The 25261-nt window shown below is 69.9% G+C and carries 26 protein-coding genes; 11 read left to right on the top strand and 15 right to left on the bottom strand.

Features of this window, described 5'->3' with window-relative positions; genetic code table 11:
• Window positions 1–3 precede the first annotated feature (3 nt).
• Both ABD209_RS14645 and ABD209_RS14640 read right to left on the bottom strand, forming a co-directional pair.
• Window positions 4–873: an HpcH/HpaI aldolase/citrate lyase family protein gene (locus ABD209_RS14645; protein ID WP_344067552.1), complete on the bottom strand. Its 870-nt coding sequence runs from the start codon at window positions 871–873 to the stop codon at window positions 4–6.
• Window positions 870–1952, bottom strand: a complete 1083-nt coding sequence (locus tag ABD209_RS14640; RefSeq protein WP_344067551.1) for an HpcH/HpaI aldolase/citrate lyase family protein — start codon at window positions 1950–1952, stop codon at window positions 870–872. The genes ABD209_RS14645 and ABD209_RS14640 overlap by 4 nt, the downstream gene beginning before the upstream one ends.
• Before the next feature lie 53 nt (window positions 1953–2005).
• On the opposite strand from ABD209_RS14640, the gene ABD209_RS14635 reads away from it, so the two are divergent.
• The 4 genes from ABD209_RS14635 (at window position 2006) to ABD209_RS14620 (ending at window position 5851) form a co-directional block, all read left to right on the top strand.
• The gene (locus ABD209_RS14635; protein WP_344067550.1) at window positions 2006–2533 is read left to right on the top strand and encodes a hypothetical protein; all 528 of its coding nucleotides are present in this window, start codon (window positions 2006–2008) and stop codon (window positions 2531–2533) included.
• A 76-nt stretch (window positions 2534–2609) separates the two neighbouring features.
• Window positions 2610–3881, top strand: a complete 1272-nt coding sequence (locus ABD209_RS14630; protein WP_344067549.1) for a magnesium transporter MgtE N-terminal domain-containing protein — start codon at window positions 2610–2612, stop codon at window positions 3879–3881.
• The gene (locus tag ABD209_RS14625) at window positions 3874–4521 is read left to right on the top strand and encodes a DUF1003 domain-containing protein (protein WP_344067548.1); all 648 of its coding nucleotides are present in this window, start codon (window positions 3874–3876) and stop codon (window positions 4519–4521) included. Before ABD209_RS14630 ends, ABD209_RS14625 begins: the two co-directional genes overlap by 8 nt.
• A gap of 193 nt (window positions 4522–4714) precedes the next feature.
• Complete coding sequence (locus tag ABD209_RS14620) at window positions 4715–5851, top strand: Mrp/NBP35 family ATP-binding protein (protein ID WP_344067547.1); 1137 nt, start codon at window positions 4715–4717, stop codon at window positions 5849–5851.
• 157 nt (window positions 5852–6008) lie between these two features.
• On the opposite strand, the gene ABD209_RS14615 is transcribed toward ABD209_RS14620, so the two are convergent.
• The 4 genes from ABD209_RS14615 to sigE are packed head-to-tail and all read right to left on the bottom strand — an operon-like array spanning window position 6009 to window position 9588.
• Window positions 6009–6407, bottom strand: coding sequence for a twin-arginine translocase TatA/TatE family subunit (locus ABD209_RS14615; RefSeq protein ID WP_344067546.1), 399 nt, complete (start codon window positions 6405–6407; stop codon window positions 6009–6011).
• Window positions 6408–6434: 27 nt separating this feature from the next.
• Window positions 6435–8315: a S1C family serine protease gene (locus ABD209_RS14610; protein WP_344067545.1), complete on the bottom strand. Its 1881-nt coding sequence runs from the start codon at window positions 8313–8315 to the stop codon at window positions 6435–6437.
• Entirely contained in the window at window positions 8312–8959 is a 648-nt protein-coding gene (locus tag ABD209_RS14605) for an anti-sigma factor family protein (protein WP_344067544.1), read from the bottom strand. Before ABD209_RS14605 ends, ABD209_RS14610 begins: the two co-directional genes overlap by 4 nt.
• The gene (sigE, locus tag ABD209_RS14600) at window positions 8956–9588 is read right to left on the bottom strand and encodes an RNA polymerase sigma factor SigE (protein WP_344067543.1); all 633 of its coding nucleotides are present in this window, start codon (window positions 9586–9588) and stop codon (window positions 8956–8958) included. The genes ABD209_RS14605 and sigE overlap by 4 nt, the downstream gene beginning before the upstream one ends.
• A gap of 152 nt (window positions 9589–9740) precedes the next feature.
• Between sigE and ABD209_RS14595 the strand changes: the two genes are divergently transcribed.
• Window positions 9741–10373, top strand: coding sequence for an O-methyltransferase (locus tag ABD209_RS14595; RefSeq protein ID WP_324388207.1), 633 nt, complete (start codon window positions 9741–9743; stop codon window positions 10371–10373).
• A gap of 46 nt (window positions 10374–10419) precedes the next feature.
• On the opposite strand, the gene ABD209_RS14590 is transcribed toward ABD209_RS14595, so the two are convergent.
• Window positions 10420–13050, bottom strand: coding sequence for a DNA translocase FtsK (locus ABD209_RS14590; RefSeq protein ID WP_344067542.1), 2631 nt, complete (start codon window positions 13048–13050; stop codon window positions 10420–10422).
• Between the two features lie 165 nt (window positions 13051–13215).
• The gene (locus tag ABD209_RS14585; RefSeq protein ID WP_344067541.1) at window positions 13216–13548 is read right to left on the bottom strand and encodes a hypothetical protein; all 333 of its coding nucleotides are present in this window, start codon (window positions 13546–13548) and stop codon (window positions 13216–13218) included.
• Window positions 13549–13977: 429 nt separating this feature from the next.
• Between ABD209_RS14585 and ABD209_RS14580 the strand changes: the two genes are divergently transcribed.
• The 5 genes from ABD209_RS14580 to ABD209_RS14560 are packed head-to-tail and all read left to right on the top strand — an operon-like array spanning window position 13978 to window position 16854.
• Window positions 13978–14508 carry a dihydrofolate reductase gene (locus tag ABD209_RS14580; RefSeq protein ID WP_344067540.1) on the top strand — a complete coding sequence of 177 codons (531 nt, stop codon included), beginning with the start codon at window positions 13978–13980 and terminating at the stop codon, window positions 14506–14508.
• A gap of 9 nt (window positions 14509–14517) precedes the next feature.
• A complete protein-coding gene (locus ABD209_RS14575; protein WP_344067539.1) occupies window positions 14518–15240 on the top strand; it encodes an enoyl-CoA hydratase-related protein in 723 nt (240 codons plus the stop codon).
• On the top strand, window positions 15240–15806 hold the full coding sequence (locus tag ABD209_RS14570; RefSeq protein ID WP_344067538.1) for a GNAT family N-acetyltransferase: 567 nt from the start codon (window positions 15240–15242) through the stop codon (window positions 15804–15806). The genes ABD209_RS14575 and ABD209_RS14570 overlap by 1 nt, the downstream gene beginning before the upstream one ends.
• Window positions 15803–16543 carry an AzlC family ABC transporter permease gene (locus ABD209_RS14565; protein ID WP_344067537.1) on the top strand — a complete coding sequence of 247 codons (741 nt, stop codon included), beginning with the start codon at window positions 15803–15805 and terminating at the stop codon, window positions 16541–16543. The genes ABD209_RS14570 and ABD209_RS14565 overlap by 4 nt, the downstream gene beginning before the upstream one ends.
• Window positions 16540–16854 carry an AzlD domain-containing protein gene (locus tag ABD209_RS14560; RefSeq protein WP_344067536.1) on the top strand — a complete coding sequence of 105 codons (315 nt, stop codon included), beginning with the start codon at window positions 16540–16542 and terminating at the stop codon, window positions 16852–16854. The genes ABD209_RS14565 and ABD209_RS14560 overlap by 4 nt, the downstream gene beginning before the upstream one ends.
• Window positions 16855–16921: 67 nt before the next feature.
• Here the strand turns inward: ABD209_RS14560 and ABD209_RS14555 are convergent, their stop codons facing one another.
• Genes ABD209_RS14555 through ABD209_RS14545 form a run of 3 tightly spaced genes read right to left on the bottom strand, consistent with a single transcriptional unit; the run spans window position 16922 to window position 19224 of the window.
• Window positions 16922–17692: an SIR2 family NAD-dependent protein deacylase gene (locus ABD209_RS14555; RefSeq protein ID WP_344067535.1), complete on the bottom strand. Its 771-nt coding sequence runs from the start codon at window positions 17690–17692 to the stop codon at window positions 16922–16924.
• 3 nt (window positions 17693–17695) lie between these two features.
• Complete coding sequence (gene dapB, locus ABD209_RS14550; protein ID WP_344067534.1) at window positions 17696–18451, bottom strand: 4-hydroxy-tetrahydrodipicolinate reductase; 756 nt, start codon at window positions 18449–18451, stop codon at window positions 17696–17698.
• A 56-nt stretch (window positions 18452–18507) separates the two neighbouring features.
• Window positions 18508–19224: a maleylpyruvate isomerase family mycothiol-dependent enzyme gene (locus tag ABD209_RS14545; protein WP_344067533.1), complete on the bottom strand. Its 717-nt coding sequence runs from the start codon at window positions 19222–19224 to the stop codon at window positions 18508–18510.
• Window positions 19225–19330: 106 nt separating this feature from the next.
• Between ABD209_RS14545 and ABD209_RS14540 the strand changes: the two genes are divergently transcribed.
• Window positions 19331–20203: a GNAT family N-acetyltransferase gene (locus ABD209_RS14540; protein ID WP_344067532.1), complete on the top strand. Its 873-nt coding sequence runs from the start codon at window positions 19331–19333 to the stop codon at window positions 20201–20203.
• Window positions 20204–20434: 231 nt separating this feature from the next.
• On the opposite strand, the gene arfB is transcribed toward ABD209_RS14540, so the two are convergent.
• The 4 genes from arfB to rpsO form a co-directional block, all read right to left on the bottom strand.
• Window positions 20435–20878, bottom strand: coding sequence for an alternative ribosome rescue aminoacyl-tRNA hydrolase ArfB (gene arfB, locus ABD209_RS14535; RefSeq protein WP_344067531.1), 444 nt, complete (start codon window positions 20876–20878; stop codon window positions 20435–20437).
• 50 nt (window positions 20879–20928) lie between these two features.
• Complete coding sequence (locus ABD209_RS14530) at window positions 20929–22116, bottom strand: cytochrome P450 (protein ID WP_344067530.1); 1188 nt, start codon at window positions 22114–22116, stop codon at window positions 20929–20931.
• Between the two features lie 287 nt (window positions 22117–22403).
• A complete protein-coding gene (locus ABD209_RS14525; protein WP_344067529.1) occupies window positions 22404–24794 on the bottom strand; it encodes a polyribonucleotide nucleotidyltransferase in 2391 nt (796 codons plus the stop codon).
• Window positions 24795–24979: 185 nt separating this feature from the next.
• The gene (gene rpsO, locus ABD209_RS14520) at window positions 24980–25249 is read right to left on the bottom strand and encodes a 30S ribosomal protein S15 (RefSeq protein ID WP_324386012.1); all 270 of its coding nucleotides are present in this window, start codon (window positions 25247–25249) and stop codon (window positions 24980–24982) included.
• Window positions 25250–25261 lie beyond the last annotated feature (12 nt).

Genomic DNA, 25261 nt, shown 5'->3' with positions numbered 1-25261 from the left:
GACCTAGCCGGCCGCGGTGATCGCCTCGTGCGTGGCCAGGACGCGGCGGGCGATGTCGACGTGGAGGTTCTCGATCATTTTGCCGTGGTAGGTGACGACTCCGGTGCCTGCGCCGGCGGTCCAGGCCTCGATGATCCCCTGCGCGTCGGCCACCTCTGCCGCACTCGGCGCAAAGGTGGCGTTGCACACCTCGACCTGGCCGGGGTGGATCAAGGTCTTGCCGTCGAAGCCCATGTGCCGACCTTGCAGGCACTCGGCGGCGAAGCCCTCGGCATCACCGACGTCGTTGAAAACCCCGTCGAGACAGGCGATTCCGGCGCGCCGGGCAGAGAGGAGCGCCATCGACAGCGACATCAGGAGCGGCGCGCGCCCCGGCACAATCTGGGCCTGCAGCTCCTTGACCAGGTCATTGGTCCCCATGACGAAGCACGTCAGCCGATCGGACGCGCGGGCGATCTTCCGCACGTTGACGATCGCCTCGGGCGTCTCGATCATCGCCCAGAGCTTGGTGCGCTTCGGCGCCCGGAAATGCTTCATCGCCGTGACGAGCGATGCGACCTCCTTGGCGGTGTTCACCTTGGGCACGACGATGGCGTCCGGACCCGCGTGGCACGCCGCCTTCAGGTCCGCCTCGTGCCACGCCGTGCCGATGCCATTGACCCGTATGGTGATCTCCCGGCCCCCATAGTCACCGGACTTCGCTGCGGCACAAGCATTCTCGCGCGCCACCTCCTTGTGGTCCGGGCCGACGGCGTCCTCCAGGTCGAGGATCAACGCATCGACGGGCAGGGTCTTGGCCTTCGCCAAAGCCCGCTCGTTCGAGCTGGGCATGTAGAGGACGGAACGCCGCGGACGGTAGGCCGGAGAGCTCATTGCGCCTCCCCCTGCACAGCCGGCGCGTAGAGCGCCGCCAACTCGGGATCGCCGGCCGACAACTGCTCCGCCAGCGCGAGGATCACCAGGCACTGCTTGAGCGACGCGTCATCCTCCATCTTGCCGTCGAGCATCACCGCCCCCGTGCCGTCGCCCATCGCCGCCTTGACGCGGCGAGCGTGGGCGACATCCGCGGCGCTCGGCGAGAACACCTTCTTGGCAATGGCGATCTGGACCGGGTGCAGCGACCACGCACCGACGCACCCCAGCAGGAAGGCATTGCGGAACTGGTCCTCGCAGGCGACGACATCCTTGATGTCACCGAAGGGTCCGTAGTAGGGGAAGATGCCGTTCAAGGCGCAGGCATCGACCATACGGGCAATGGTGTAGTGCCACAGATCCTGTTGGTAGACAACACGATCGGCGTTGATGGCATCCTCGACGCCGACCGGCGGGTCCTGTCGCACGAGATAGCCGGGATGTCCGCCACCCACGCGCGTCGTCTTCATCCGCCGGTCCGCGGCGAGGTCGGCCGGCCCGAGCGAGATGCCCTGCATACGCGGCGAGGCGGCGGCGATCTGCTCGACATTCGCCACGCCGCGCGCGGTCTCGAGGATGGCGTGCACGAGGATCGGCCGGGTCAACCCGGCGCGCGCCTCGAGCTGCGCGAGCAGTCGGTCGACATAGTGGATGTCCTCGGGGCCCTGGACCTTTGGGACCATGATGACGTCGAGCTTGTCGCCGATCTCGGTCACGAGCGTGACGACATCGTCGAGCACCCAGGGGCTGTCCAGGCTGTTGACGCGGGTCCACAACTGCGTCGCATCGCCAAAGTCGGTGGCCTTGGCGATCGCCACCAGACCCGCCCTCGCCGCCTCCTTGTTGTCCGCCTTGACGGCGTCCTCGAGATTGCCGAGGAGGACATCGACCGTCCCCACCAGGGCCGGGATCTTGGCCGCCATCTTCTCGTTGCTCGGATCGAAGAAGTGGATCATCCGGCTGGGCCGGGCGGGAACCTCGCGGACGGGCAGGGGGGCCCCGACCGCGAGCGGGGCGAAGAAGTCCTTGGCGCTGCGCATGTTTTGGACGCTAGCAGCGCGCCCCACGAGAACCCATATGGGACAGTGGCGATGTGACCGAGCCCGCATCCGCAGCGCCATCGGCGCCCGCCGCGACCGAGCCACCCCCACTCAATCTGAGCAAGCTGCTCGCCGACGGCTTGGCCAAGAGCGACGTGATCTGGTTGCGCACCCCGGATCGCACCCAACTGGTCTGGCACGCCTATGACCGCGACGCCATCCTGGTCGTCACCGGCCCGGGCGAGCAGACCATCGCTCCCCTCCCGGAGTCGGTGGATGTCGTCATCCGGAGCAAGGACACCGGCTCCCGGCTGCTCACGATCTCATGCGTGACGCTCATCCTCGACCCGTCCGAGCCGATGTGGGAGACGGCCGCTGCGGCGCTCGCCGCTGAACGCCTCAACGCCACCGACGACCAGATCGAGCGCTGGCGCACCGAGGGCACCATCTATGTCCTGCACCCGTATGGCGCCCCGACCGACCGCCCCGGCGCCTATCCCGCCACGTCGGGAGCCACCCGATTCGCTCCCGGCCGCGCGACGACCTCCGGGCTGCGACCTCGTCACCTCGGCGGCCGCTGACGCGCGTGCCGCGTCAGCGCGCGGCGCTCACCCTTGCCTGCGGCATTGCCGTATGCCTGGTGGGTAGCCTGGACGCGTGAGTGCCCCTTCCCGCGTCTTCGTCGCCCGCCTGGCGGGGCTCGCGGTCTTCGACCCGCTGGGCGACCGAGTGGGCACGGTGCGCGATGTGGTCGTCACCTTCTCTCAGAATCGCCGGCCCCGGGTGATCGGCCTGGTCGTCGAAGTGGCTCGCAAGCGGCGCGTCTTTCTCCCGATGACCCGGGTGACCTCCGTCGAGGGCGGGCAGGTGATCACCACCGGGCTGGTGAACATGCGCCGTTTCGAGCAGCGCCAGAACGAGACGCTCGTGCTCGCCGAGCTCTTCGAGCGACTCATCCAGGTGCGCACCCCGTCCGGCGTGGTCGAGGCGACCGTCGAGGACATCGGCATCGAGCGAGATCGCACCCGCGACTGGTCGATCACCAAGGTCTTCTGCCGCGAGGGCCGGCCGCAGGCTGGGCTGGCCCGCCTGGGCCGGCGCCGGAGCACGACCTTTGTCGCCTCCGTCGAGGACGTCACCGGCCTGCATATGGCCGGCGGAGAGCAGTCGGCAGCGCTGCTTCTGGAGACCTACGAGGATCTCAAGCCCGCGGATCTGGCCGAGGTCATCCACGACCTATCGCCCAAGCGCCGGGCCGAGGTCGCCGCCGCCCTCGATGACGAGCGGCTGGCCGACGTCATCGAGGAGTTGCCCGAGGACGACCAGATCCAGATCCTCGCCAGCCTGGAGACCGACCGCGCGGCCGACATCCTCGAGGCGATGGAGCCCGACGACGCCGCCGACCTGCTCGCCGAACTCCCCGAGGAGCAGCAGGAGCAGTTGCTGCAGTTGATGGAGCCGGACGAGGCCGCCGATCTGCGGCGGTTGCTCGCCTATGACGAGAACACCGCCGGTGGCCTGATGACCACCGACCCGATCATCCTCGGGCCGGAGGCGAGCATCGCCGAGGCGCTCGCCCTGGTCCGCCAGGAGGAGTTGCCGACGGCGGTCGCCACCGTGGTCTTCGTCTGCCGGGCGCCGCTCGAGACCCCGACCGGCAAGTACCTCGGCATGGTGCACATCCAGCGGCTCCTGCGCGAGCCCCCGCACGCGAGCATCGGCTCGATCATCGACAAAGACCTCGAACCGCTCTCGCCGAACGACCCGCTGGCCGGGGTCACGCGTCAACTGGCGATCTACAACATGGTCAGCCTGCCCGTCGTCGACGAGGCGGGCCACCTGCTGGGCGCGGTCACCGTCGACGACGTGCTCGATCACATCCTTCCCGACGACTGGCGCGAGGAGCGGCACGGGGTGACTCATGGCTGAGCGCCGGATCCGGCTCGATCAGCCGCAAGAGCAGGGCCGCCGCTGGAGCGCGCCGTCCTTCGCCAATGAGGAGTTCTTCGGGGCTTTCGCCGAGAAGTTCGCCCGCTTCATGGGGACCTCCTACTTCCTGATCGGCATGTCGATCTTCGTCGTGGTGTGGGTGGGCTGGAATCTCGCTTTCACCACCAAGCCCTGGCAGTTCGACAAATACCCCTTCATCTTCTTGACCTTGATGCTCAGCCTGCAGGCGTCGTATGCCGCGCCCCTGATCCTGCTCGCCCAGAATCGCCAGGCGGACCGGGACCGGGTGGCCCTGGAACAGGACCGAGCCCGCGACGAGCGCAATCTCGCCGACACCGAATTTCTCACCCGCGAGGTTGCGGCACTGCGGATTGCCTTGCGGGACAGCGCAACTCGTGACTTCGTCCGAAGTGAGCTGCGGATGTTGCTGGAAGAGCTGGAAGGCCGCGAGGACTCGGTCAAGAAGCGCGCCGAGCGCAAGGCCAAGCGCAAGGAGCGCGCGAAGGCCAAGGCGAAGGCGAAGGCCCGCGCCGAGCGGCTCCGCGCGCAGACCGCGGCACTCCAGAGCGATGCCGCGCGCGGCGCTGGCCCGCACGGTCAGGCGCCAGGCGCCCCATAGCCGCGCGGGGCACACGACAAGCCCGGCAACTCGGCCTGCCGCCCGCTCGAGGTGTGACGACAAGCGGTGTAGCCGCACGGCATACGGTAAGCCCGTCGGCCCAGGACGGCCGAGGCGATGTGTGGGACAGATCGCGCCCGGAGGCGGCGCAGCGAATGCAAGCCCGATGCCGGCTGACACGTAGTCTGGCCGGGTGCCCGAACAGCCCAGCCTTGCCGCCCTGCATGCCGCCCTGGCCACCGTCGATGATCCGGAGATCCGCAAGCCGATCACCGATCTCGGGATGGTCGAGGAGGTCCGCATCGATGACGACGGCGCGGTTTTTCTGCGCATCCTGCTGACCGTCGCGGCCTGCCCGCTCAAGGACACCCTGACCAAAGATTCGACCGCCGCGCTGATGAAGGTGCCCGGGGTGAGCAGCGTGCGTGTCGACCTCGGCGTGATGTCGGACGAACAGCGCGCAACCTTGCGCTCGACCCTGCGCGGCGGTGCCCCCGAGAAGGAGATCCCCTTCGCCAAGCCCGGCACCCTGACCCGCGTGTATGCCATTGCTTCCGGCAAGGGCGGCGTCGGCAAGTCCTCCGTGACGGCAAATCTGGCGGCCGCGCTCGCTCAGCAGGGTCTGAAGGTCGGCGTGGTCGACGCCGACATCTACGGCTTCTCCATCCCTCGCATGCTCGGGGTCACGGGGACGCCGACCCAGGTCGACGACATGATCCTGCCGCCGATCGCCCACGAGGTGAAGGTGATCTCGATCGGGATGTTCGTGCCGGGCAACCAGCCGGTCGTGTGGCGCGGACCGATGCTGCACCGGGCGCTCAACCAATTCCTCGCCGACGTCTTCTGGGGCGATCTGGACATCCTGCTGCTCGACTTGCCGCCGGGCACCGGGGATGTCGCGATCTCGGTCGCCCAACTGATCCCGAACGCCGAAATCCTCGTCGTCACGACGCCCCAGACCGCGGCAGCGGAGGTCGCCGAGCGGGCCGGGTCGATCGCCGTGCAGACCCGCCAACGGATCGTCGGGGTGGTCGAGAATATGTCGTGGCTGGAGTTGCCCGACGGCAGCCGGCAGGAGATCTTCGGGTCCGGCGGTGGGGCCGCGGTGTCCCAGTCGTTGACCCGGTTGACCGGCGCCGATGTGCCCCTGCTCGGTCAGATCCCCCTGGATACGACGCTTCGGGTGGGCGCCGACGAGGGCACCCCGGTGGTGCTGGGCAACCCCACTTCGCCCGCGGCCACTGCCCTGCGCGCGATCGCCAAGGGACTCGGCACGCGCTCGCGCGGACTGGCCGGCCGCTCCCTCGGCCTGTCCCCCACCGCCCGCTAACGACTCCGACGAGTAGGGGCGAAATCTGCGCGCTCGGCCGCCGAACGCCGAGAATGCCAGCGTTGTGCCGTCCGTGCCTGGTTGTCGCGCGAGGTATCAGAGCTGGGTCCCACGCTCTGCGTGGGCCGAAGGAGCGAAGAACTTCGTGGGGTGACTTTTAGGTGGCGTCCGCGTCGAAGGGCGTGGGGCGGCGGACGTCCGCCGCCGGGGCGAGTTCACCGGACAGGACCTCGCCCGTGCCGATCTGGCCGGCGGACTCGCGGACGCTCGACAACTCGTCGTGCACCGGGTTCCACGCTGCCTCGAGCGGCTCCCGCAAAGCGTCCCGGACGATCTTGCGAGGGTCATAACTGCGCGGGTCGTACTGGCGCCAGTTGATGTCGTCGAACTCCGGACCCATCTGCTCGCGCAGTTGCGACTTGGCGGAGTCCGCCATCACCCGCATCGAACGGATGCCGCGGGCCAGCTTCGCGGCATACTCCGGCATCCGCTGCGGGCCGATGATGATGACCGCGAGGATGATGATGACGAAGAGTTCGTCCCAGCCCATGGGCATGTGTGGTGATCCTCGTCCTTCTCGCGACTACTTCTTCGCGGCCTCAAGCGTCATTGTGACATTGACCGTCTGCTCGCCGCGGCGCACCGTCACCGGCACCGAGTCGCCGACATTCTTGGCGCGGATGGCCACGATCAGATCGTCGGAGTCCGCCACCTCCTGGCCGTCGAAACGGACGATCAGATCACCGGGCTTGATGCCTGCCTTGGCCGCTGGGCCGTTGCTGGTGACCGGCTGGGCACCGTTGACGGCGGTGGCCCTGACCTTCGCACCCGGACCGGCGTAATCGGGGTCGAGCATCACGCCGATGATCGGGTGCTCCGAGGTCCCGGTCCTGATCAGCTGGTCGGCTGTCTTGACGACCTGATCGCTGGGGATGGCGAAGCCCAGGCCGATATTTCCCGCGCTGCCTTGACTAGCCCCCGGCGGGGTGGCGATCGCGGAGTTCACGCCGATCACCTTGCCGGCCCGGTTGATCAGGGGGCCACCACTGTTGCCCGGGTTGATGGCCGCGTCGGTCTGGATAGCGTTGATATAGGACCGGCTGCTCGAATCGCCGGCAACCACCGGCCGGTTCACCGCCGAGACGATCCCCGCGGTGACGGTGCTGGTCAGACCGAGCGGGGCCCCCATGGCCAGCACCTCTTCGCCGACCCGCACGTTGGCGGAGTCGCCCATCGGCAGCGGCGTCAGCGACTCTTCGCCCGTAGCCAGGACCGCGACGTCGTAGTTGGGATCGGTGCCCACGACAGTCGCCGACAGCTTGCGGCCGTCCGCAAGGAGCACGGTGATGTTGTCACCGACGCCCGCGACGACGTGGTTGTTGGTGATGATGTGGCCGGCCCGGTCGTAGACGAACCCCGATCCGGTGGCTCCGGAGGTGCCCGTCGAGGCACGGATGGTGACGACGCTCGGAAGGGCACCCGCGGCCAGGCTGGCATAGCCGGCGGCCGAGCCGCCGAGTTCGGTGCGGGTCAGGCCGACGCCGAGCGCGCCGCCGGCCAGCGCGGCGACCACGCCGGTGACCGCGGCGACCCCCATCAGGGCGGGCCAACTCGGCCCCTTGCCCCGACCGGGCACGTATGCCGTGAGGTCACCCCCCGCAGCCGGTGCCGGGAGGTCCGCTGCCGAGACACCGTGGACGCTCGCAACAGGAGCCGGCGCCCCAGTCGATGATGAACGTGAGGTAGAGGTCCACGGTGGCGCAATGGGCGGCCCCCACGCCGTCGGGATCGGGGCGGTGCCGGCCACGGGCTCCCCGAGGCCCTCGCTGCCGTGTTGGCCCCACTGAGGCTGGCCGCCATGGGCCTTGGCCCCTTGAGCTTGGCCGCCCTGGGCCTGGTCGCCCTGGGCCTGGCGCCCCCGCGGCTCGCCCCCGATCGGCCGGCCCACGGAGCCCGGAGGTGGCGGCGCAGCGACGGCCGGCTGCGCTGCCGGGCCGGCCGTCCCGAGCGTGGTCAGGCGTGCGGGCGATCGACTGGACGCTCCTGCCTGCAATGGGCTCGACATGGCACCGGTCGGCTGCGAGCCCAGCCAATGAATCGGCGGCGCGACATCGCCCGGGGCTGGCGCGGCAGGGCCGCCCAGGGCCGACGGGTTCGGCGCGCAGACGCCTGCACCGGATGCCTCGGCAGGTGGCGGCGGGGTCGATGGGCTCGGGTGTGCCCGTCCACGGCCGGTCGGGTCGGCCGGAACGGCAATGGCACCGGTCGGCGCACTCGGGTGCGCCGGTCGATGCCCGGCTAGACGCGCGGGATGATCGTGGTTCTCGCTCGGTGTGCCGTGCGCGGTCACGGGCCGCACGCTCTCGGGCTGGCCGGCAGGCTCGACCGGCTGCCAGTTCCAGGCATCCCAGGAGGCTCCGGCCGCGGCCCCGGCGGGACCGGCCGGGGTCGAGCGTGTCGTCATGGGGTCGATTCTGCCTCGCCGGAGGCGGCCGGTGCACCCGAACGGATCATGATCGTCGTCGTTCGCGAGACCGTGGAGAGATCGACCTTGGCCAGCGTCGGCCCGCCGGGGCCGGGAACGGCTGCTGCCGGACCGGAGCGAGTGCCGGTCCCACCGGGACCGACCGAGAACGCCCACAGCGCCACGATCGACGCCCCGGCAGCCGCGGTCGCGAAGGCCGTCGCACGCAGGGCGGAGCGGTGTTGGGCCGGAGCCTGCGGTCCCAGGACACGCAACGGGCCCGTTGCCCGCTCGGGAACCGGACGGACCAGCCAGGCCGCCGGCGCTGCCGCACCCAGGCCCACCGTCGGGGCCATCGGCACCGCGGGCACGCGGGTTCCGACGGGCATCGCCGCCGGACGTCCGATGGAGTGAGCTGCCGGCTGGACCGAGATCTCCTGGGACACCGACATCAAGGTGGCCAGCAGCGCGGCGGGCATCACCGGCGCGGCGCGCAGGGTGTCGCGCACCCGGCGCTCGAGTTCGACCTCGGCCCGGCACAGTTGGCAGGCGACCAGGTGCCGCTCGGCGTTCAGGTGCCCGGCAGGATCGAGCTCTCCGGCGACGAAGGCGGAGACGTTGTGTCCGAGACAGCGCTGGCTCACGACGCACCTGCCGGCTGCAGGCGCGCACCCCCGAGGCCGCGGACCGTGGAGTCGGCCGGCGTGATGGCCGCCCGTCGCTCCGGCGCCCGGTGGGCGAGGGCCTCGCGCAGCAGCGAGCGACCCCGGTGGATGCGCGAGCGCACGGTGCCGAGCTTGATCCCCAGCGTCGTCGAGATCTCCTCATAGGAGAGGCCTTCGATATCGCAGAGGACGACGGCGGCGCGGAAGTCCGGCGGCAGGGCGTCCAGCGCACGCTGGACGTCGTCGTCGAAATGCCGATCGGCATACACCTGGTCGGGTGCGGGCTCGCGGCTGGGCAGGCGGGCCGAGGACTCGTCGGAAAGGGCGTCGAAGCGGATGCGCTGCTTGCGGCGCATCTTGTCGAGGAAGACATTGGTGGTGATCCGGTGCAGCCAGCCCTCGAAGTTGCCGGGCGTATACGACCCGAGCGAGCGGAATACCCGGATGAAGACGTCATGGGTGAGGTCCTCGGCGTCATGCACATTGCCGGTGAGGCGGTAGGCGAGGCGGTAGACGCGCGCCGAGTGCTCCTGGACGATCTCCTCCCAAGTGGGGGGCGTCCATACGGCCTCGTCGGTCGGGCTCGCCAGGATCGTGGTGTCGGTCATCGGCTCATTTCCTTCTTGCGCGCATGCGCGCGTCCCCCTGGATCACTTGCTGATACGTCTGAACTGCCTCGATGGTTCCCCAGGAAGCTGGACTTTTCCTGAGATTTCGCTGTTTGCCGCCGATCGGTTGGCGGCAACTACGCTTGGACCTCATGAGCGCACCCAAGCTGGCGAGTTGGACGTATGCCGAGGATTTCGTCACCGAGGCGGACCCGGCGGAAGCGGCTCGCCGCGAGGGCACCGAGCTCGGCGCCACGCCGGTCGGCAGCGGTGGCGGCGCGGCCCTGCGCATGTTGACGGCGGTCGGTGGCGCGCGGTCGGTGATCGAGATCGGGACCGGTGCGGGCACCTCCGGGCTGTGGTTGCTCCAGGGCATGCCCAGTGACGGCATCCTGACCACGATCGATGTTGCGGCCGAGCATTCGCGCGCGGCCAAGCAGGCCTATGCCGCCGCCGGCATCGCGCACCAGCGGACCCGGGTGATCACCGGCGCGGCGCTCGATGTGCTGCCCCGCATGACCGACGGCGCCTACGACCTGGTCTTCATCGACGCGGACAAGCCCAACTACGCCGCGTATGCCGAGCACGCCATCCGCCTGCTGCGCTCCGGCGGGGTGCTGGCGCTGGACAATATGCTCTGGCACGACAAGGTGGCCGATCCAGCTGCCCGGGATGCCGACACCACGGTGCTGCGCGACCTGGGCAAGGCTCTGCGCGACGACGAGCGGCTGATCACCACACTGCTGCCTGTCGGCGACGGCCTGCTGGTGGCCGTCAAGCGCTGACGGCCAACGCGTGCGGTGACCTCGCTAAGAGGATGCTGCCGCCACCTCAGCGATCAGTCAACTGCCAGGCGTCCTCGGACTCGCTGTCCTCGTCGGCATAGTCGTCACTGTCATATGTGTCACCGGCGGGCGCCGGTGGGTCCTCGCCGCGCATCATCGCCAAGGTCGCGGCCAGGTCGTCCGGTCGCACCAGCACATCGCGGGCCTTAGAGCCTTCGGACGGCCCGACCACGCCACGAGACTCGAGCAGGTCCATCAGCCGGCCGGCCTTGGCGAAGCCCACCCGCAGCTTGCGCTGGAGCATCGAGGTCGAGCCGAACTGAGTGGTGACGATCAGTTCAGCCGCCTGCAGCAATAGGTCGAGGTCGTCACCGATGTCCTCGTCGATCTGCTTCTTGCTCGCCGCAACGGTGACGTCCTCACGATAGGTCGGCTGCAGCTGACCCTTGACGTGCTCGACGACCGCATGGATCTCGGACTCGGTGACCCAGGAGCCCTGCACGCGGATCGGCTTGCTGGTGCCCATCGGCAGGAAGAGTCCGTCACCCTGACCCAGCAGCTTCTCGGCGCCCGGCTGGTCGAGCACGACCCGGCTGTCGGCCAGTGACGAGGTCGCGAACGCCATCCGCGAGGGCACATTGGCCTTGATCAGGCCCGTCACGACGTCGACCGAAGGCCGCTGGGTCGCGAGCACCAGGTGAATGCCGGCTGCACGGGCCAGTTGGGTGATGCGGACGATCGAGTCCTCGACATCGCGCGGGGCGACCATCATCAGGTCGGCCAACTCATCGACGATCACCAGCAGATAGGGGTAGGGCGTGAGCACCCGCTCCGAGCCGGGCAGCGGCTTGGTCGCGCCCGACCGGACCGCTTTGTTGAAGTCGTCGACGTGCTTGAACCCGAAGGACGCCAGGTCGTCATAGCGGGTGTCCATCTCCTTCACCACCCACTGGAGCGCTTCCGCGGCCTTCTTGGGGTTGGTGATGATCGGCGTGATCAGGTGCGGGATGCCCTCGTAGGCCGTCAGCTCGACCCGCTTGGGGTCGACCAGCACCATCCGGACCTCCTCCGGTGTCGAGCGCATCAGCACCGACGTGATCATCGAGTTGACGAAGCTGGACTTGCCCGCGCCGGTAGCTCCGGCGACCAGCAGGTGGGGCATCTTGGCGAGGTTGGCGATGACGAAGCCGCCTTCGACGTCCTTGCCTACGCCCATGACCATCGGGTGAGTGTTGTTGCGCGCGGTCGAGCTGCGCAACACATCGCCGAGGGAGACGATCTCCTTGTCGGCGTTGGGGATCTCGATGCCGATGGCGGACTTGCCCGGGATCGGGCTGAGGATGCGGACATCGGGTGAGGCAACGGCGTACGCGATATTGCGCGAGAGGGCGGTGACCCGCTCGACCTTGACGCCGGGGCCGAGCTCGACGATATAGCGGGTGACCGTCGGGCCGCGGGTGAAGCCGGTGACCTGCGCGTCGATGGCGAACTCATCGAGGACTCCGGTCAGCGCGGCGACGACCTGGTCGTTGGCCGACGAACGGGCCTTGGCCGGCGAGCCTTCGCGCAGCATGGTCGGCTCGGGCAGGGCATAGGTGACATCGCCGGCCAGTGCGAGTTGCTCGACGCGGGCGGGCAACGGCGCCGGGGCCGTGGGCACGAGATCCGGCTTGGCGGGCGCTGCGGAGGCAATGGGGTCGCTCGGCGCGTCCGCCTCGGCCGCGATGTCCGGCATCGGGGCGTCCTGGGGCAGGGCCCGTGTGCGCCGCCCCCGCCGCGGTTGGTCGGTGGCGACCTCCGCCGCCTGGTCGTATGCCGGGTCGGCCTCGTAGCCGTCCCCGCTCCCCTCGGCCGGCCGCCGTCGGGAGCGACGCGCAGGTGGGGCGTCATCGGCGGTCACGGGGGCACCGGCGCTGGTGCTGGCAGTCGAGGCGTCGGCCGGGTGCGGGTGGCGGATCGCGAGATCGCGCACCTGGCGGATGCGGGTGGGAATGGTGTTCACCGGGGTGGCGGTCAGCACGAGCAGGGCGAAGAAGCCCGCGAGCAGCAAGATGATGGTCGCGCCATAGACGCCGATGCCGCTGGTCAGGGGGCTCGAGGCGAGGAAGCCGATGATGCCGCCGGCCGCGCGCATCGCGTCGGCCCCGCCTTGGGGAGCCGGGATGCCCTTGCCGATATGGACGAGCCCGCAGGTGGCGACGGTCAGGAAACTGAGCCCCACGGCCAGCCGGGTGTCGGCGGCCCGGTTCGACTGAGAGCGGATGACCCGGACCCCGATGCCGAGCAGGACGAGTGGCAGCGCAAGCGCGGCCAGGCCGAAGGTGCCGGCGGCGACGGCGTGGACAGCATCCCCGATGACGCCATCGAGTCCCCACCATTCCCGGACCGCAACGATGACGCCGAGCGCGATGAGCAGCAGGCCGATGCCATCGCGGCGGTGCTCGGGTTCGAGGTCGACGCCGCTGACGCGCCTGACCCCCGAGCCGACGAGGCGGGCGGACCCGCTGAGGAGACGTCCGATCCCGCGGGCGGCCTGCGCGAGCGCGGACGGGCCGGCGGGCTTGCGCGCCGCCGCGCGTGCCGGCGGCTTTTTCGCGCCGACGCTGGCGCGGGACCCGCCGGATTTGGCGGCCGGGCGCGCACCGGACGGCACGGGGCGGGTCGAGCGAGTAGCCATGGCCCTAGGCTACGCGACCGCCTCACCATTCACTCGCGTCACACGCACGGGCTGAAGTTCCCAAAGTGGGACCGGATCGGGGCGCAAGCCGACCTGATCTCCCGAGAAATTCGCACTGCGGGCCACTCCGGTGGAGGGGCCCGCAGTTGCGAGAGCGACAAGGTGTCAGCAGAGCGCGCTGTTACCGGGCGTCGTCGCCGTGGTAAGGGTTCTCGTGCAACCGGTGCTGTTGGAGTTGTCGCCATCAGAAGCCGAAGTGGCCGAGAGCGTGATGCTCCTGCCCGGGTCAACGTTGTTGAAGGCAAACTGGATGCAGCTCCCGGCCGGAATCGCTGCGGACGTGGTGATATCAAAGGTCACGTCCCCCCCAGCGGCCAGCGTGGCCGTGCCACCATTAGCCGGCGCCCCACCCGTCGAGGAGCCGATGGTGTAGCCTGCTCCCGCCGCTTTCTGGATCGAGTCGCTAGACGTGCCATTGTTCTTGAGGCTGATGACCATGGCCGTGCCCGAAGGCACAGCGTTTCCGGTGGCGTTACCGCACACGGTGGTCGCACAGATACGGACCACGACCTGACAGTTGGTCGACGTACACGTCATGTTTTACTGGAGATCCGCGTCCCACGGCTTGGCCGCGCAGGACAGCGCCTACGCGTGGGCGGCCTGGACGGCAACCAGGGCGGGGGCCGCCCACGCGGCTCCCTGGGCCAGCGTGCGCCGGGACGGGCGGGACTGCGCTTCTCATACTTGCGATATCCGGGGGAGCATCAAAACTCTCTCGTTCACCTCGAGCCGGTGGCGGATCGGTGAGGTGTATTGAGTTGCCCTCCCGCTCGGGGCTCTAGCGTAGCGCAGAAACACCACTGCCCCGCAAGGCTGCCTTGACACGCGGAAGGGATGACCAGCTCCTTTGGCTACCGAGGATCAACTATGACCAACACATCTTTAGGCACCGCAGGCCCCCCGGAACTGACGCTTGTCGCGGCGCTCACGCACGACCGGGTGATCGGGGCCGACGGGGGGATCCCCTGGCATCTGCCCGAGGACTTCCGGCACTTCAAGCGCCTGACCATGGGCGGCACCTTGATCATGGGCAGAGCGACCTTCGACTCGATCGGCCGGGCCCTGCCCGGCCGTCGCACGATCGTGGTGACGCGCTCCCCCGACTGGAGGGCTACGGACGTCGAGACCGCGCCGAACTTCGAGGCGGCCGTCCGCCTGGCCGCCGACGGGCCCGGCGAGGGGGCTGTCTACATCGCCGGTGGGGCCCAGATCTATACCCTCGCACTCCCCCGGGCCCACCACATGGTCCTGACGCACGTCGACCTGGACCTGCCCGGCGACACCTACTTCCCCGAATGGGACGCGACGCAGTGGCGGGTGGTGGAGCGAACGGCATACGACGGGTTCACCGTGGTCACCTATGACCGCGTGGCCTCGCCGGCGCCAACCGCTGGTTAGGCTGCTCGGATGCCCATGCACGCCACGCGCGCCGGCGGCGTCGCGACAATCACCATCGACCGCGCCGAGCGGCGCAATGCCCTCAACGCCGCCGCGCTGGAGGACCTTGACGAGGCTCTGCGCGGCCTCGACGGCGAGGTCCGCGCGCTCGTCCTCACCGGCGCGGGCGGCCACTTCTGTGCGGGCGCGGACCTGACCGAGCTCGAGGACGTCGCCTTCACCCAGCACCTGGCGGGAGTCCTGGACCGGCTGGCCGGCCTCCCGATCGTCACGGTCGCTGCCGTCGAGGGATCGTGCATGGGCTTGGGGATGCAACTGGCGATCGCCTGCGACATCCGAGTCGTCGCCGATGACGCGCGCTTCGCCGTGCCCGTCGCCAAGCTCGGGTTGATGGTCGACTATTGGACCCTCGATCGCGTACGTCGCTTCTGGGGCGAGGGCGCCGCCCGGCTCATGACGCTGACAGCCGCGACCCTGACGGCGGACGACGCCTGGCGCCTCGGCTTCGCCCAGGCCCGCGGAGACCTGACCGCAGCCCAGGAACTCGCCGCCTCGGCCACCGGGCTAGCCCCGCTCTCGCAGGCGGGCACCAAGCTCGGGTTCGATTGCGACGGCCCCCTTGAGGTGGCCCGCTACGACGCGGCCTTCGCCCGCGCCTGGGCCAGCGAGGACCTCCATGAGGGACGGGCCGCCTTCCGCGAGCGCCGCTCCCCCGAGTTCCGGGGGTACTGATGAGCGACACCGCACCCCACGCGGACGCAAGCGTGCGTCCGGCCCGTGTCACCGACGCACCCGCTATCGGCCGCGTCCAGGCTGAGGTCTGGATCGAAACGTATGCCGATCGCGTGCCCCCCGAGGTCAGCGCCGCCTTCGACCCCAACGCGTTCGCCAAGGCCTGGCGCGCCTCGCTGGAGTCCCCGCCGGAAGGCATCCACCGCCTCCTCGTGGCGCTCGCCGGCGCGCAGGTGGTGGGCATCGCGGCATACGGCCCGAGCCAGGATCCCGACACCGGCCAGGCGGCCGGCGAACTCACCGTCCTCGCGGTGCACCCACTGGCCCGGCACCAGGGCCACGGCTCTCGCCTGGTCAACGCCGTTGTGGACGAGTTGCGCGAAATCGGCGCCGAGGTCGTGACGACCTGGCTGCCCGCCGACGCCGAGCAGACGCGGCGCTTCCTTTTGGCGGCCGGGTTGGGCCCAGACGGCGCGTTCCGGGATCGCGTGGTCTCGCCCGACGGCCAGACCATCCGAGAGATACGGTTGCAGGCGAGCATCACGGACGCGGAGGGGGCGAGTTGACGACGGCTGCCGACCTGCCGCTGACCGACGAGCGGCGTCGGGCCGTGCGCAGCCAGGCGCTCTCCGTGGGTATCGCCACGGGGATGTACGGCGTCAGCTTCGGTGCCTTATCGGTCGCCTCGGGCTTGTCGATCCCGCAGACCCAGGCCCTGTCGGCGCTCCTGTTCTCCGGCGGCTCGCAGTTCGCGGTGGTCGGCGTGATCGCCGCCGGCGGATCGGCGGCGTCGGCGATTGCCACCTCCACCTTGCTTGGCATCCGGAACGGGCTCTACGGGCTCCAAGTCGCCCGCTTCGTGACGGCTCGCGGTCCGCGCCGACTCGTTGCTGCCCACCTGACCATCGATGAGTCGACCGCCGTCGGCATCGCCCAGGACGAGCCACCCGCGCAGCGATTGGGCTTCTGGATCACCGGCATCGCCGTCTTCATCGGCTGGAACCTGATGACGCTCGTGGGCGCCATCGTGGGCAATGCCCTGGGCAAGCCGCAGACCTGGGGACTGGACGCTGCCGCCGCTGCCGCTTTCTGCGCCCTGCTCTGGCCACGGCGGCGCTCGGGGGGCGGTCGCGCGACCGCCGTCCTGGCCGCCTTCATCGCCATCATCACGCTGCCTCTGGTCCCCGCCGGCATCCCGGTGATCCTCGCCGCCCTCGCGGCGGTCGTCGTCGGCTGGGTCGGGCCCGGAAAGCACGAAGACCCGTCCACGGACGGATTGCCCGGATCGGATCCGCTGCCATGACGATGTGGGTCACCGTGCTCGTGGCCTGCGTCCTGGCCTATCTGACCAAGCTCGCCGGCTTCATCGTCCCGGCGTCTTGGCTGGAAGGCCCGCGGATCTCGCGCATCACCCGGCTGCTGCCGGCCGCCCTGCTCGCGGGCTTGATCGTCACCCAGACCCTGGGCGGCACCGAGGGCCGGCTCGTCTTCGACGCCCGGCTCGCCGCTGTCGCCGCGGCCACGGTCCTCTTGCTCCTGCGCGCAAACTTCCTGATCGTCGTCTTCGGCGCTGCGGCGGTGGCCGCCCTTTTGCGGTATGCCGGCTGGTCCTGACCCACCGCGAACCGGCCTCTCGACGACCCTGAACCGGCCTCTCGACGAGGGGTGGGGAAGGCGAACGTCAGTCGAGGGCGGTCATGGCCGCCAGCAGGGCGGGCAGCGCCACCGCCGCCGGTTCCCGCCAGCACAGGTCTGCCATCGACGACAGCTCCGTCGGGAGGGGATTGATCTCGGCGACAAACGCACCATTCGACCTGGCCAGGGCCGGGAGGCCGGCGGCCGGGTAGACCATCCCCGAAGTCCCGACCACGAGGACCAGATCGGCTTGGTCGCACGCCTCGACCCCCGCGGACCACGCATCCGGTGGCAGGCTCTCGCCGAACCACACCACCCCGGGACGCACCAGGCCAAAACACCTCGCGCACGCGGGTGGGGGCAGTCGCTCGACCGGCTCCTCCGGCACCTCGATCGGGTCCGTGAACGGATGCCCGCACTCGCCGCATCGGAAAGCGCCGATCGAGCCGTGCAGATGATGCACCTGCCCGCTGCCTGCCCGCTCGTGCAGGTCATCGACATTTTGAGTGACCACGGTGACGGTCGCGAGGTCGAGATGCTCCCAGTCGGCGATGGCCCGGTGGCCGGCGTTGGGGTCGGCCAGCCCGGTGCGTTCGAAGCGCCACAAATACCAGGCCCAGACGAGCGTGGGATCACCTTCCCAGGCCGCGAAGGTCGCCAGGTCCTCGGGACAGAAACGCTCCCACAGGCCGGTGTGGGGGTCCCGGAAGGTCGGCTGTCCGCTCTCGGCCGACATACCAGCCCCCGTCAGCACGACCACCCGGCGCGCGGCGGCGGCGACTTCGACCAGCGCCCAGGGGACTTCCGACGCGGGCATCGGTCAATCCAGCCCGAGATAGTGCTCGAGACCGACCGTCACGCCGGGGTGGGCGGCGACCCCACGGATGCCGGCGAGCACGCCCGGCATGAACGAGACGCGGTCGAAGGAGTCGTGCCGGATCGTCAACTGCTCCCCCTCCGTGCCGAAAAGCACTTCCTGGTGGGCAACCAGGCCGCGCAACCGCACCGCGTGCACCGGTATGCCGTCCACGCGGGCTCCACGGGCACCCTCCGGGTCGAGGGTGGTCGCGTCGGGCACCGCCCCCAAGCCGGCTGCCTCGCGTGCGGCCCCGATCAGCGACGCGGTGCGGGCCGCCGTACCCGAGGGCGCGTCGACCTTGCCCGGGTGATGCAACTCGATGACCTCGACCGACTCGTAAAAGCGGGCGGCCTGCTCGGCGAAGCGCATCATCAAGATCGCCCCGATCGCGAAGTTCGGGGCGATCAGGACACCCACCCCCGGATGAGCAGTGAGCGCGTCACGGAGTTCGGCGAGCTTCGCCGCGTCCCATCCGGTCGTGCCGACGACGACGTGGATGCCGCGTTCGATGCAGTGACGGACGTTGGCGAGCGTGGCCCCGGGGACCGAGAACTCCACGACCGCGTCGGCGCCGGCCAGATCGCCGAGGTCGTCGCCGAGGTCGAAGGTCCCCACCAACTCCAGGTCGGGCGCGGCGGTGGCGGCACGGCATACGGTCGAGCCCATCCGGCCGGCTGCGCCGATCACGGCGACCTTGATGCGTGCGTTCGTCGTCATGACCGCGATTCTTCCGTATGCCGCGGTCGGCTCGCGCGGATCGCCGGGCCCGAAGCTCAGGCGGTAACCGCGTTGGCCAGGGTCACACGGCCGGCGTCGCCGTCGCCTGACCAGGTCAGTTCCGCGTCGCCGGTGCGCTTCCAGAGGTGGAGCAAAAGGTCGGCCGCGGGGCCGCTGATCGTGGCGACGACGTGGTTCGGGTCGTCGCCGATCACCCATTCGGCGGCGGTGTCGGTCGCGCGGAGGCGGACCGCGTCGGGCAGCGGACCGAGCAGGCCCCGCGCGCGCATCCGCGGGACGAAGACCTCGAGTACTTCGGCGATGCCGTCGGCTGCGAGCGTTGCATCGAGCGGGCCCGGCCGGCCGATCGCGGATTCGGCGTCCCAGCGATGGATGAGGTTCTCGTGGGCCTGGCGTCGCTGCCAGAAGGCCAGCCGGTCGTGCCCCGGCTCGCGCGAGAAGCTCCAGGCCGGCCGGTCGGCATCGCGGTCCAGCGCGGCGATCAGGTCGGCGACGCCATCGGCGAACCAGGCCAGCAGCGCGCTCGCCTCGTGGGGCGCGGCGTCCGGGGCGCCTCGGCCGTGCCCTTCGTCGATAGCCGTCACCACCCAGCGATGGACCCCACCGAGGTGGTCGGTCAGGTCATAGAGATTCCAGCCCGGACAACTGGCGACAGGTCGCGCGAGCAGGGCGGGGTCCGCGATGGCCGCCGCGAGGACAGCCGCGAAGGCGTCGGTCTCGGCACGCAGATGGGCGGCGAAGTCGGCGGTCATACGGTCATCCTCGCACCAGCCCTGTGCCGGTGCGCGCGCTGACCGCGTCGGCTGCCTGACTGCGAAATCCCCTGCGCGCCAGTCGATAAGCTACTACCGTGCCGCAATGACCCTGAGGCTGTATGCCGATCCCGCCGCCTTCCTCACGGCCGCACGCCCCCTGCTGGGCGCGGATCCGGTAGGGACGACCATCATCGGGAGCAGTCTGCAGGAGCACGTGGCCGGTGAGGCGCCCACGGAGGGCACGGACGCACCCTGGTTCGCCACATCGAGCACCCCGGCCGGCCAGGTCCAGGGGCTGGCCATGCGATCCGGTCGCTATCACCCCGTGCTCCACCACCTGGATCCCGCCGAGGCGGCGGCACTCGCGGACGTGATCCTGACGTCGGTGGAGGCGCCGTCCGGAGCCGCCGGCGAGGAGCCGGCTGCCCGGGCCTTCGCGGACCGGCTGGCCGCCAGGGTCGGTGGCCGCGTCGAGGTGGAACGCCGTACGCGCCTGCACCGGCTGGCGGAGCTAACGCCACCGGCGACAGTTCGCGGCCGGCCACGGCCGATGGCCGCCGATGACCTCGATCTGGTGACCGAATGGGTGCTCGCCTTCGTCGACGAGATCGGCAACGCGGCCGCGGACGAGGAGACACGGGCGCAGCAGCGAACGGCGCAGCGCGAGATGCTCATTCGACGCGCGCCGCACACGTGGCTCTGGGTGGACGACGGCGACACACCCGTCTCGATGGCGGCCACCCGGCCGCCGGCCTTCGGCGTCGCCCGCATCGGCCCGGTCTATACCCCACCGGACCAGCGCGGCCACGGCTACGCCGCCCCGGTCACGGCCCAGGTGTCCGCGATCGTCCGGGCGGCCGGGTCGGACGTCGTCCTGTTCACGGACCTGGACAATCCGACGAGCAATGGGGTGTATGCCCGCATCGGCTACGTGCCGGTCGAGGACCGGATAATCCTGCAAGTCGTCGATGGCTGACCAGATCGACCTCGCGGCCTGGTGGTCCTCGCATCCGTCGCGCAGGGTGTCGATGCCTGGGTCCGGGACCGGCTGACCGGGCTTGGCATTCGTGCGACCGGGCCGGGCCAGTCGCCGACACGGAGTGGTGGTGGCCGCTCGAGAGCGGCACCTGACCGCGACACCGGCCGTATGCCGCGGCCCCGGGCCGGGCGGGTGAGCGCCCGCCCTCGACCAACGCTACCCGAAGGGTCAGTCGGTCGCACCGGGGCGAGCCCGCGCGGCCTTGGTCAGGGACCGGGCGCGTTTGGCCTCCAGCCGGCGCCGTTTTGCCGCCAGAGTGGGCCTGGTGGCCCGGCGGGGTGGTGGTGGCGGCGCAAGCGCCGCGCGCAACAGGCGGCCCATCCGATCGCGGGCGGCGACCCGGTTGCGGCGCTGGCTGCGGTGCTCCGACGCGGTGACGACGAGGCGGTCGCCGACCAACCGCCCGTCGAGTGCCTCTAGGAGGCGAACGCGCTGCGCGTCGGTGAAGGCCGGACATACGCGCAGGTCAAGCTCCAGTTCTACGCGAGAGTCGGCCGTGTTGACCGACTGACCGCCCGGGCCTTGAGCGCGCGAAAAGCGCTCGGCGAGCTGGTCGCCGGGGATGGTCAGGCCGTGCGGAATCCCGGGCCCAGGCGGGATCAGCAGATCCATGCCGCGAGCGTACGGGCCATCGCAGCGAGAAACCGCCCGTGATGCTGTCGTCAGCCCACCGTGATGGCCAGAGTTGCCCAACTGCTGACCATATTGCTCAACTTGCGCGTCCGGTGCCCAAGTAGGAAGGCGGGCACATGACGCAACCACGCCGCGATGAGCACCTCGGCCTCCTGCCGCACCAGGTGCATCCCCGCGCACGTATGCACGCCGTGGCCGAAGGAGACCTGGTCGATCGGGTTGCGCCGGATATCGAAGCGGTCCGGGTCCGGGTAGTGCCGCGGGTCGCGATTGGCTGCACCGAAGAGCAGGGCGAGCTGCGCGCCGCCCGGCACGGGCACGCCGTCGATCTCGGTGTCGGCCACCACCAACCGGCCCATCGCGTGAATCGGGGACTCGTAGCGCAGGGATTCGGTGAAGGCCGAGCCGATCAGCCCGGGCTCGGCGCGCAGGATCGCGTACTGGTCGGGGTTGTCGCCGAGGTGCGCCAGCACATTGCCCAGCGAGGCGATGGCGGTGTCGATGCCCGCGGCCACCATCTGATGGATGAGCGCATTGCAGGCATCCGGTGGGACCTCACCCCGCTCCGCGGCCGCGAAGACCTCCCGGCCCAGACTGCCCTCGGTCAACTGAGCCGGCGTGACCTGCTTGGCCCACCGGGCCAGGTCGCCCGCGACGGGGAAATGCTGCCCGGTGCGCTTGTTGAAAGGCCCGAAGACGTTGAGCGCCGAGTCGCCCCAGGGCACCACGCGCGCCTGGATCTCGCGCCGCATCCCGATCAGGTCGCCGATCACCCGTTGATGGAAGTCCTGGGCGAGCCGGACAGCGTCGAAGGTGCCCTTCGCCACGGCAGCGGCCACGAGTTCGTCGGCGCACCCGGTCATGTCGTCGCGCCGGGCGCGCATGACCCGGGGGGAGAGATACTTCGCGAGCACGGCGCGGTGGCGAGCGTGCTCAGGCGGATCGGAGGCGAGCGCCGTCCCGCGCAGCGAGGCGTTCATCAGATCGTTGAACGTCGCCTTCGCCGAGGAGAAGCGCGACGGGTCCTCGACAACCTCCTTGAGCGCGTCGTAGCGGGTGACGGCCCAGATGTCGTTCTGCCTCAGATGCACGACGGCGGCCCGCTCACGCCAGTCAGCGAAGTAGTGCTCGCGGTCGGCCAGGACAACGTCCCCGAACAAGTCGTCGGACACCTCGGCTGCCACCCTCGCGCTCCGGTTGGCCACATCCACCGTCATCGGCTGCTCTCCTTCGCCAGGCGTCCTTGCGACTCCCGTCCGCGTCAGTCTGGGGCGTGACGGCCGGCTGACCGGGGGCCCGATTGCCGGTTACGTCCGGCTGTGGGCGTCTTGCGTGGGCCCTACGCATCCCCCCTTCACACGCCTCCAACCCCGTCGAGTGGCCGGTTCAGCGTCGTCGAGTGGCGGGTTGCCCACAGCTTGCTGGGCTGAACCGGCCACTCGACAGGGCTGAACCGGCCACTCGACGTGAGCGGTGAGCTTAGGCGGATGCCGATGCTGGAGGATCAGTCCTCGCTGCGGCGTTCCCCGTCATTGGTGCGACGACGACGGTTGCGGGAGTGCTCCCGGCGCTCGCCTTCGTGCCGCTCGCCGCGATCGCCACGCTCGGGGCGCGCGTCGGCCGGTGCGGACTCCTCACCGTCGGAGCGCTCGGCCGCGGGCGCCTCGGCACCCTCGGGGAGGACGGCCGCGAGCGACAGCTTGCCGCGCGGGTCGATCTCCTTCAGCTCGACCTGGACCTTCTGGCCCACCGCGAGGACATCCTCGACGGCGTCGATCCGCTTGCCGCCGACGAGCTTGCGCACCTCGGAGATGTGCAGCAGACCGTCCTTGCCCGGCAGCAGCGAGACGAACGCCCCGAAGGTCGTCGCCTTCACGACGGTGCCGAGGAAGCGCTCGCCGACCTCGGGCATTTGCGGGTTGGCGATCGCGTTGACCATCGCCCGAGCCGCCTCGGCCGAGGGACCGTCGGTCGCGCCGATGTAGACGGTGCCGTCGTCCTCGATCGAGATGTCGGCGCCGGTCTCGTCCTGGATCTGGTTGATCATCTTGCCCTTCGGGCCGATGACCTCACCGATCTTGTCGACCGGGACCTGGACACTGATGACGCGCGGAGCGTAGGGGCTCATTTCGTCGGGCGCGTCGATCGCCTCGTTCATGACATCGAGAATGTAGAAACGGGCGTCGCGGGCCTGGGTCAGCGCACCGGCCAGCACGTCGGCCGGGATGCCGTCGAGCTTGGTGTCGAGCTGGATGGCCGTAACGAACTCGCGGGTGCCGGCGACCTTGAAATCCATGTCGCCGAACGCGTCCTCGGCGCCGAGGATGTCGGTCAACGCGGCATACTGCGTCTGCCCGTCGACCTCCGCCGACACCAGGCCCATCGCGATGCCGGCGACCGGAGCGCGCAGCGGCACACCGGCGTTGAGCAGCGAGAGGGTGGAGGCACAGACCGAGCCCATCGACGTCGAGCCATTGGACCCGAGCGCCTCGGAGACCTGGCGGATCGCGTAGGGGAACTCCTCGCGGGTCGGCAGCACCGGCATGAGGGCCCGCTCCGCCAGGGCGCCGTGGCCGATCTCGCGGCGCTTCGGCGACCCGACGCGGCCGGTCTCACCGGTGCTGTAGGGCGGGAAGTTGTAGTTGTGCATGTAGCGCTTGCGGGTCACCGGCGAGAGGGTGTCCAGCTGCTGCTCCATACGCAGCATGTTCAGCGTGGTGACGCCCATGATCTGGGTCTCGCCGCGCTCGAAGAGCGCGGAGCCGTGGACGCGCGGGAGCACCTCGACCTCGGCCGACAGGGCGCGGATGTCCGCGAGCCCACGACCGTCGATGCGGACCTTGTCCCGCAGGATGCGCTCGCGCACGAGCTTCTTCTGCACGCTGCGGTAGGCAGCGGAGACTTCCTTCTGACGGCCGAAGAACTCGCCCTTGGTCCCGCCCTCGTGGATGCCGTCGGCGTCGCCGACCAGCTGAAGGTGGATGGCCGACTTCAGCTCGTTGATCGCGTCCTCGCGCTCCTGCTTGCCGGCGATCGAAAGGATCGAGGCGAGCTTGCCCTCGCGCGACGCGGCGGCCTCGACTGCGGCATACACATCGTCTTGGTAGTCGAGGAAGATCGGGAACTCCTCGACCGGCTTCGCAGCCTTTGCGGCGAGGTCGGCCTGGGCCTCGCACAGCGTGCGGATGAACGCCTTGGCCGCCTCGAGACCCTGCGCGACGACCTCCTCGGTCGGGGCCTGCTTGCCCTCGGTCTTGACGAGATTCCAGGTGGCGTCGGTGGCCTCGGCCTCGACCATCATGATCGCGACATCGTCACCGACGACGCGGCCGGCGACGACCATGTCGAAGGTCGAACGCGCGGCGTCGGAGAAGTTGGGGAAGGCGACCCACTGGCCGTCGATGAGGGCGACGCGGACGCCGCCGATCGGGCCGGAAAAGGGCAGACCGGAGATCTGCGTCGCCGCGGAGGCGGCGTTGATGGCCACGACGTCGTACTGGTGGTCCGGCTGCAACGCCAGCACGGTGATGACGACCTGGACCTCATTGCGCAGGCCCTTGACGAAGGACGGGCGCAGCGGCCGGTCGATCAGGCGGCAGGTCAGGATCGCCTCGGTCGAGGGGCGTCCCTCGCGGCGGAAGAAGCTGCCCGGGATCTTGCCGAGGGCATACATGCGCTCCTCGACATCGACGGTCAGCGGGAAGAAGTCGAACTGGTCTTTCGGCGTGCCGCTCGCGGTCGTCGTCGCCAGCAGCATGGTCTCGCCGTCGAGGTAGGCGCTGACCGAGCCACCCGCCTGACGGGCGAGGCGACCGGTCTCGAACCGGACGGTGCGGGAGCCGAAGCGGCCGTTGTCGATGACGGCCTCGGCGAACTGGATCTCTGGACCCTCCATGGGCCCTCACTTTCTTTATCTACGTCAGCCACGCGCATCGTCGTTGTGCGCGGGTTGTCCTTTCTTGCGCCGCTATCGGCGGCGCGGTACCGGCAGATCACGCACGTATGGCGCGTGGCCGGCGGGTGCCGATCGCTCGGCATACGAGAAGGGGCGGCCCACGGCGGGCCGCCCCTTCTCGAATCTCAACGGCGCAGGCCGAGTCGCTTGATCAGCGACCGGTAGCGCTCGACGTCCACGCTCTCGAGGTAGCGCAGCAGGCGGCGGCGCTGACCGACGAGCAGCAACAGGCCACGACGGGAGTGGTGGTCATGCTTGTGGGTGCGGGCGTGCTCGGTGAGGTCCTTGATGCGCTGGGTGAGCAGCGCGATCTGCACCTCGGGAGAGCCGGTGTCGCCTTCGGTGGTGGCGTACTCGGCCATGATCTGCTTCTTGACGTCGGCAGCCAGGGGCATACGAACGACTCT

This window comes from Nostocoides vanveenii (assembly GCF_039531165.1).
Taxonomy (GTDB): Bacteria; Actinomycetota; Actinomycetes; order Actinomycetales; family Dermatophilaceae; genus Nostocoides_A; species Nostocoides_A vanveenii.
The sequence above is the reverse complement of the archived record's forward strand: the minus strand, read 5'-3'. Positions and strand labels throughout refer to the sequence as shown.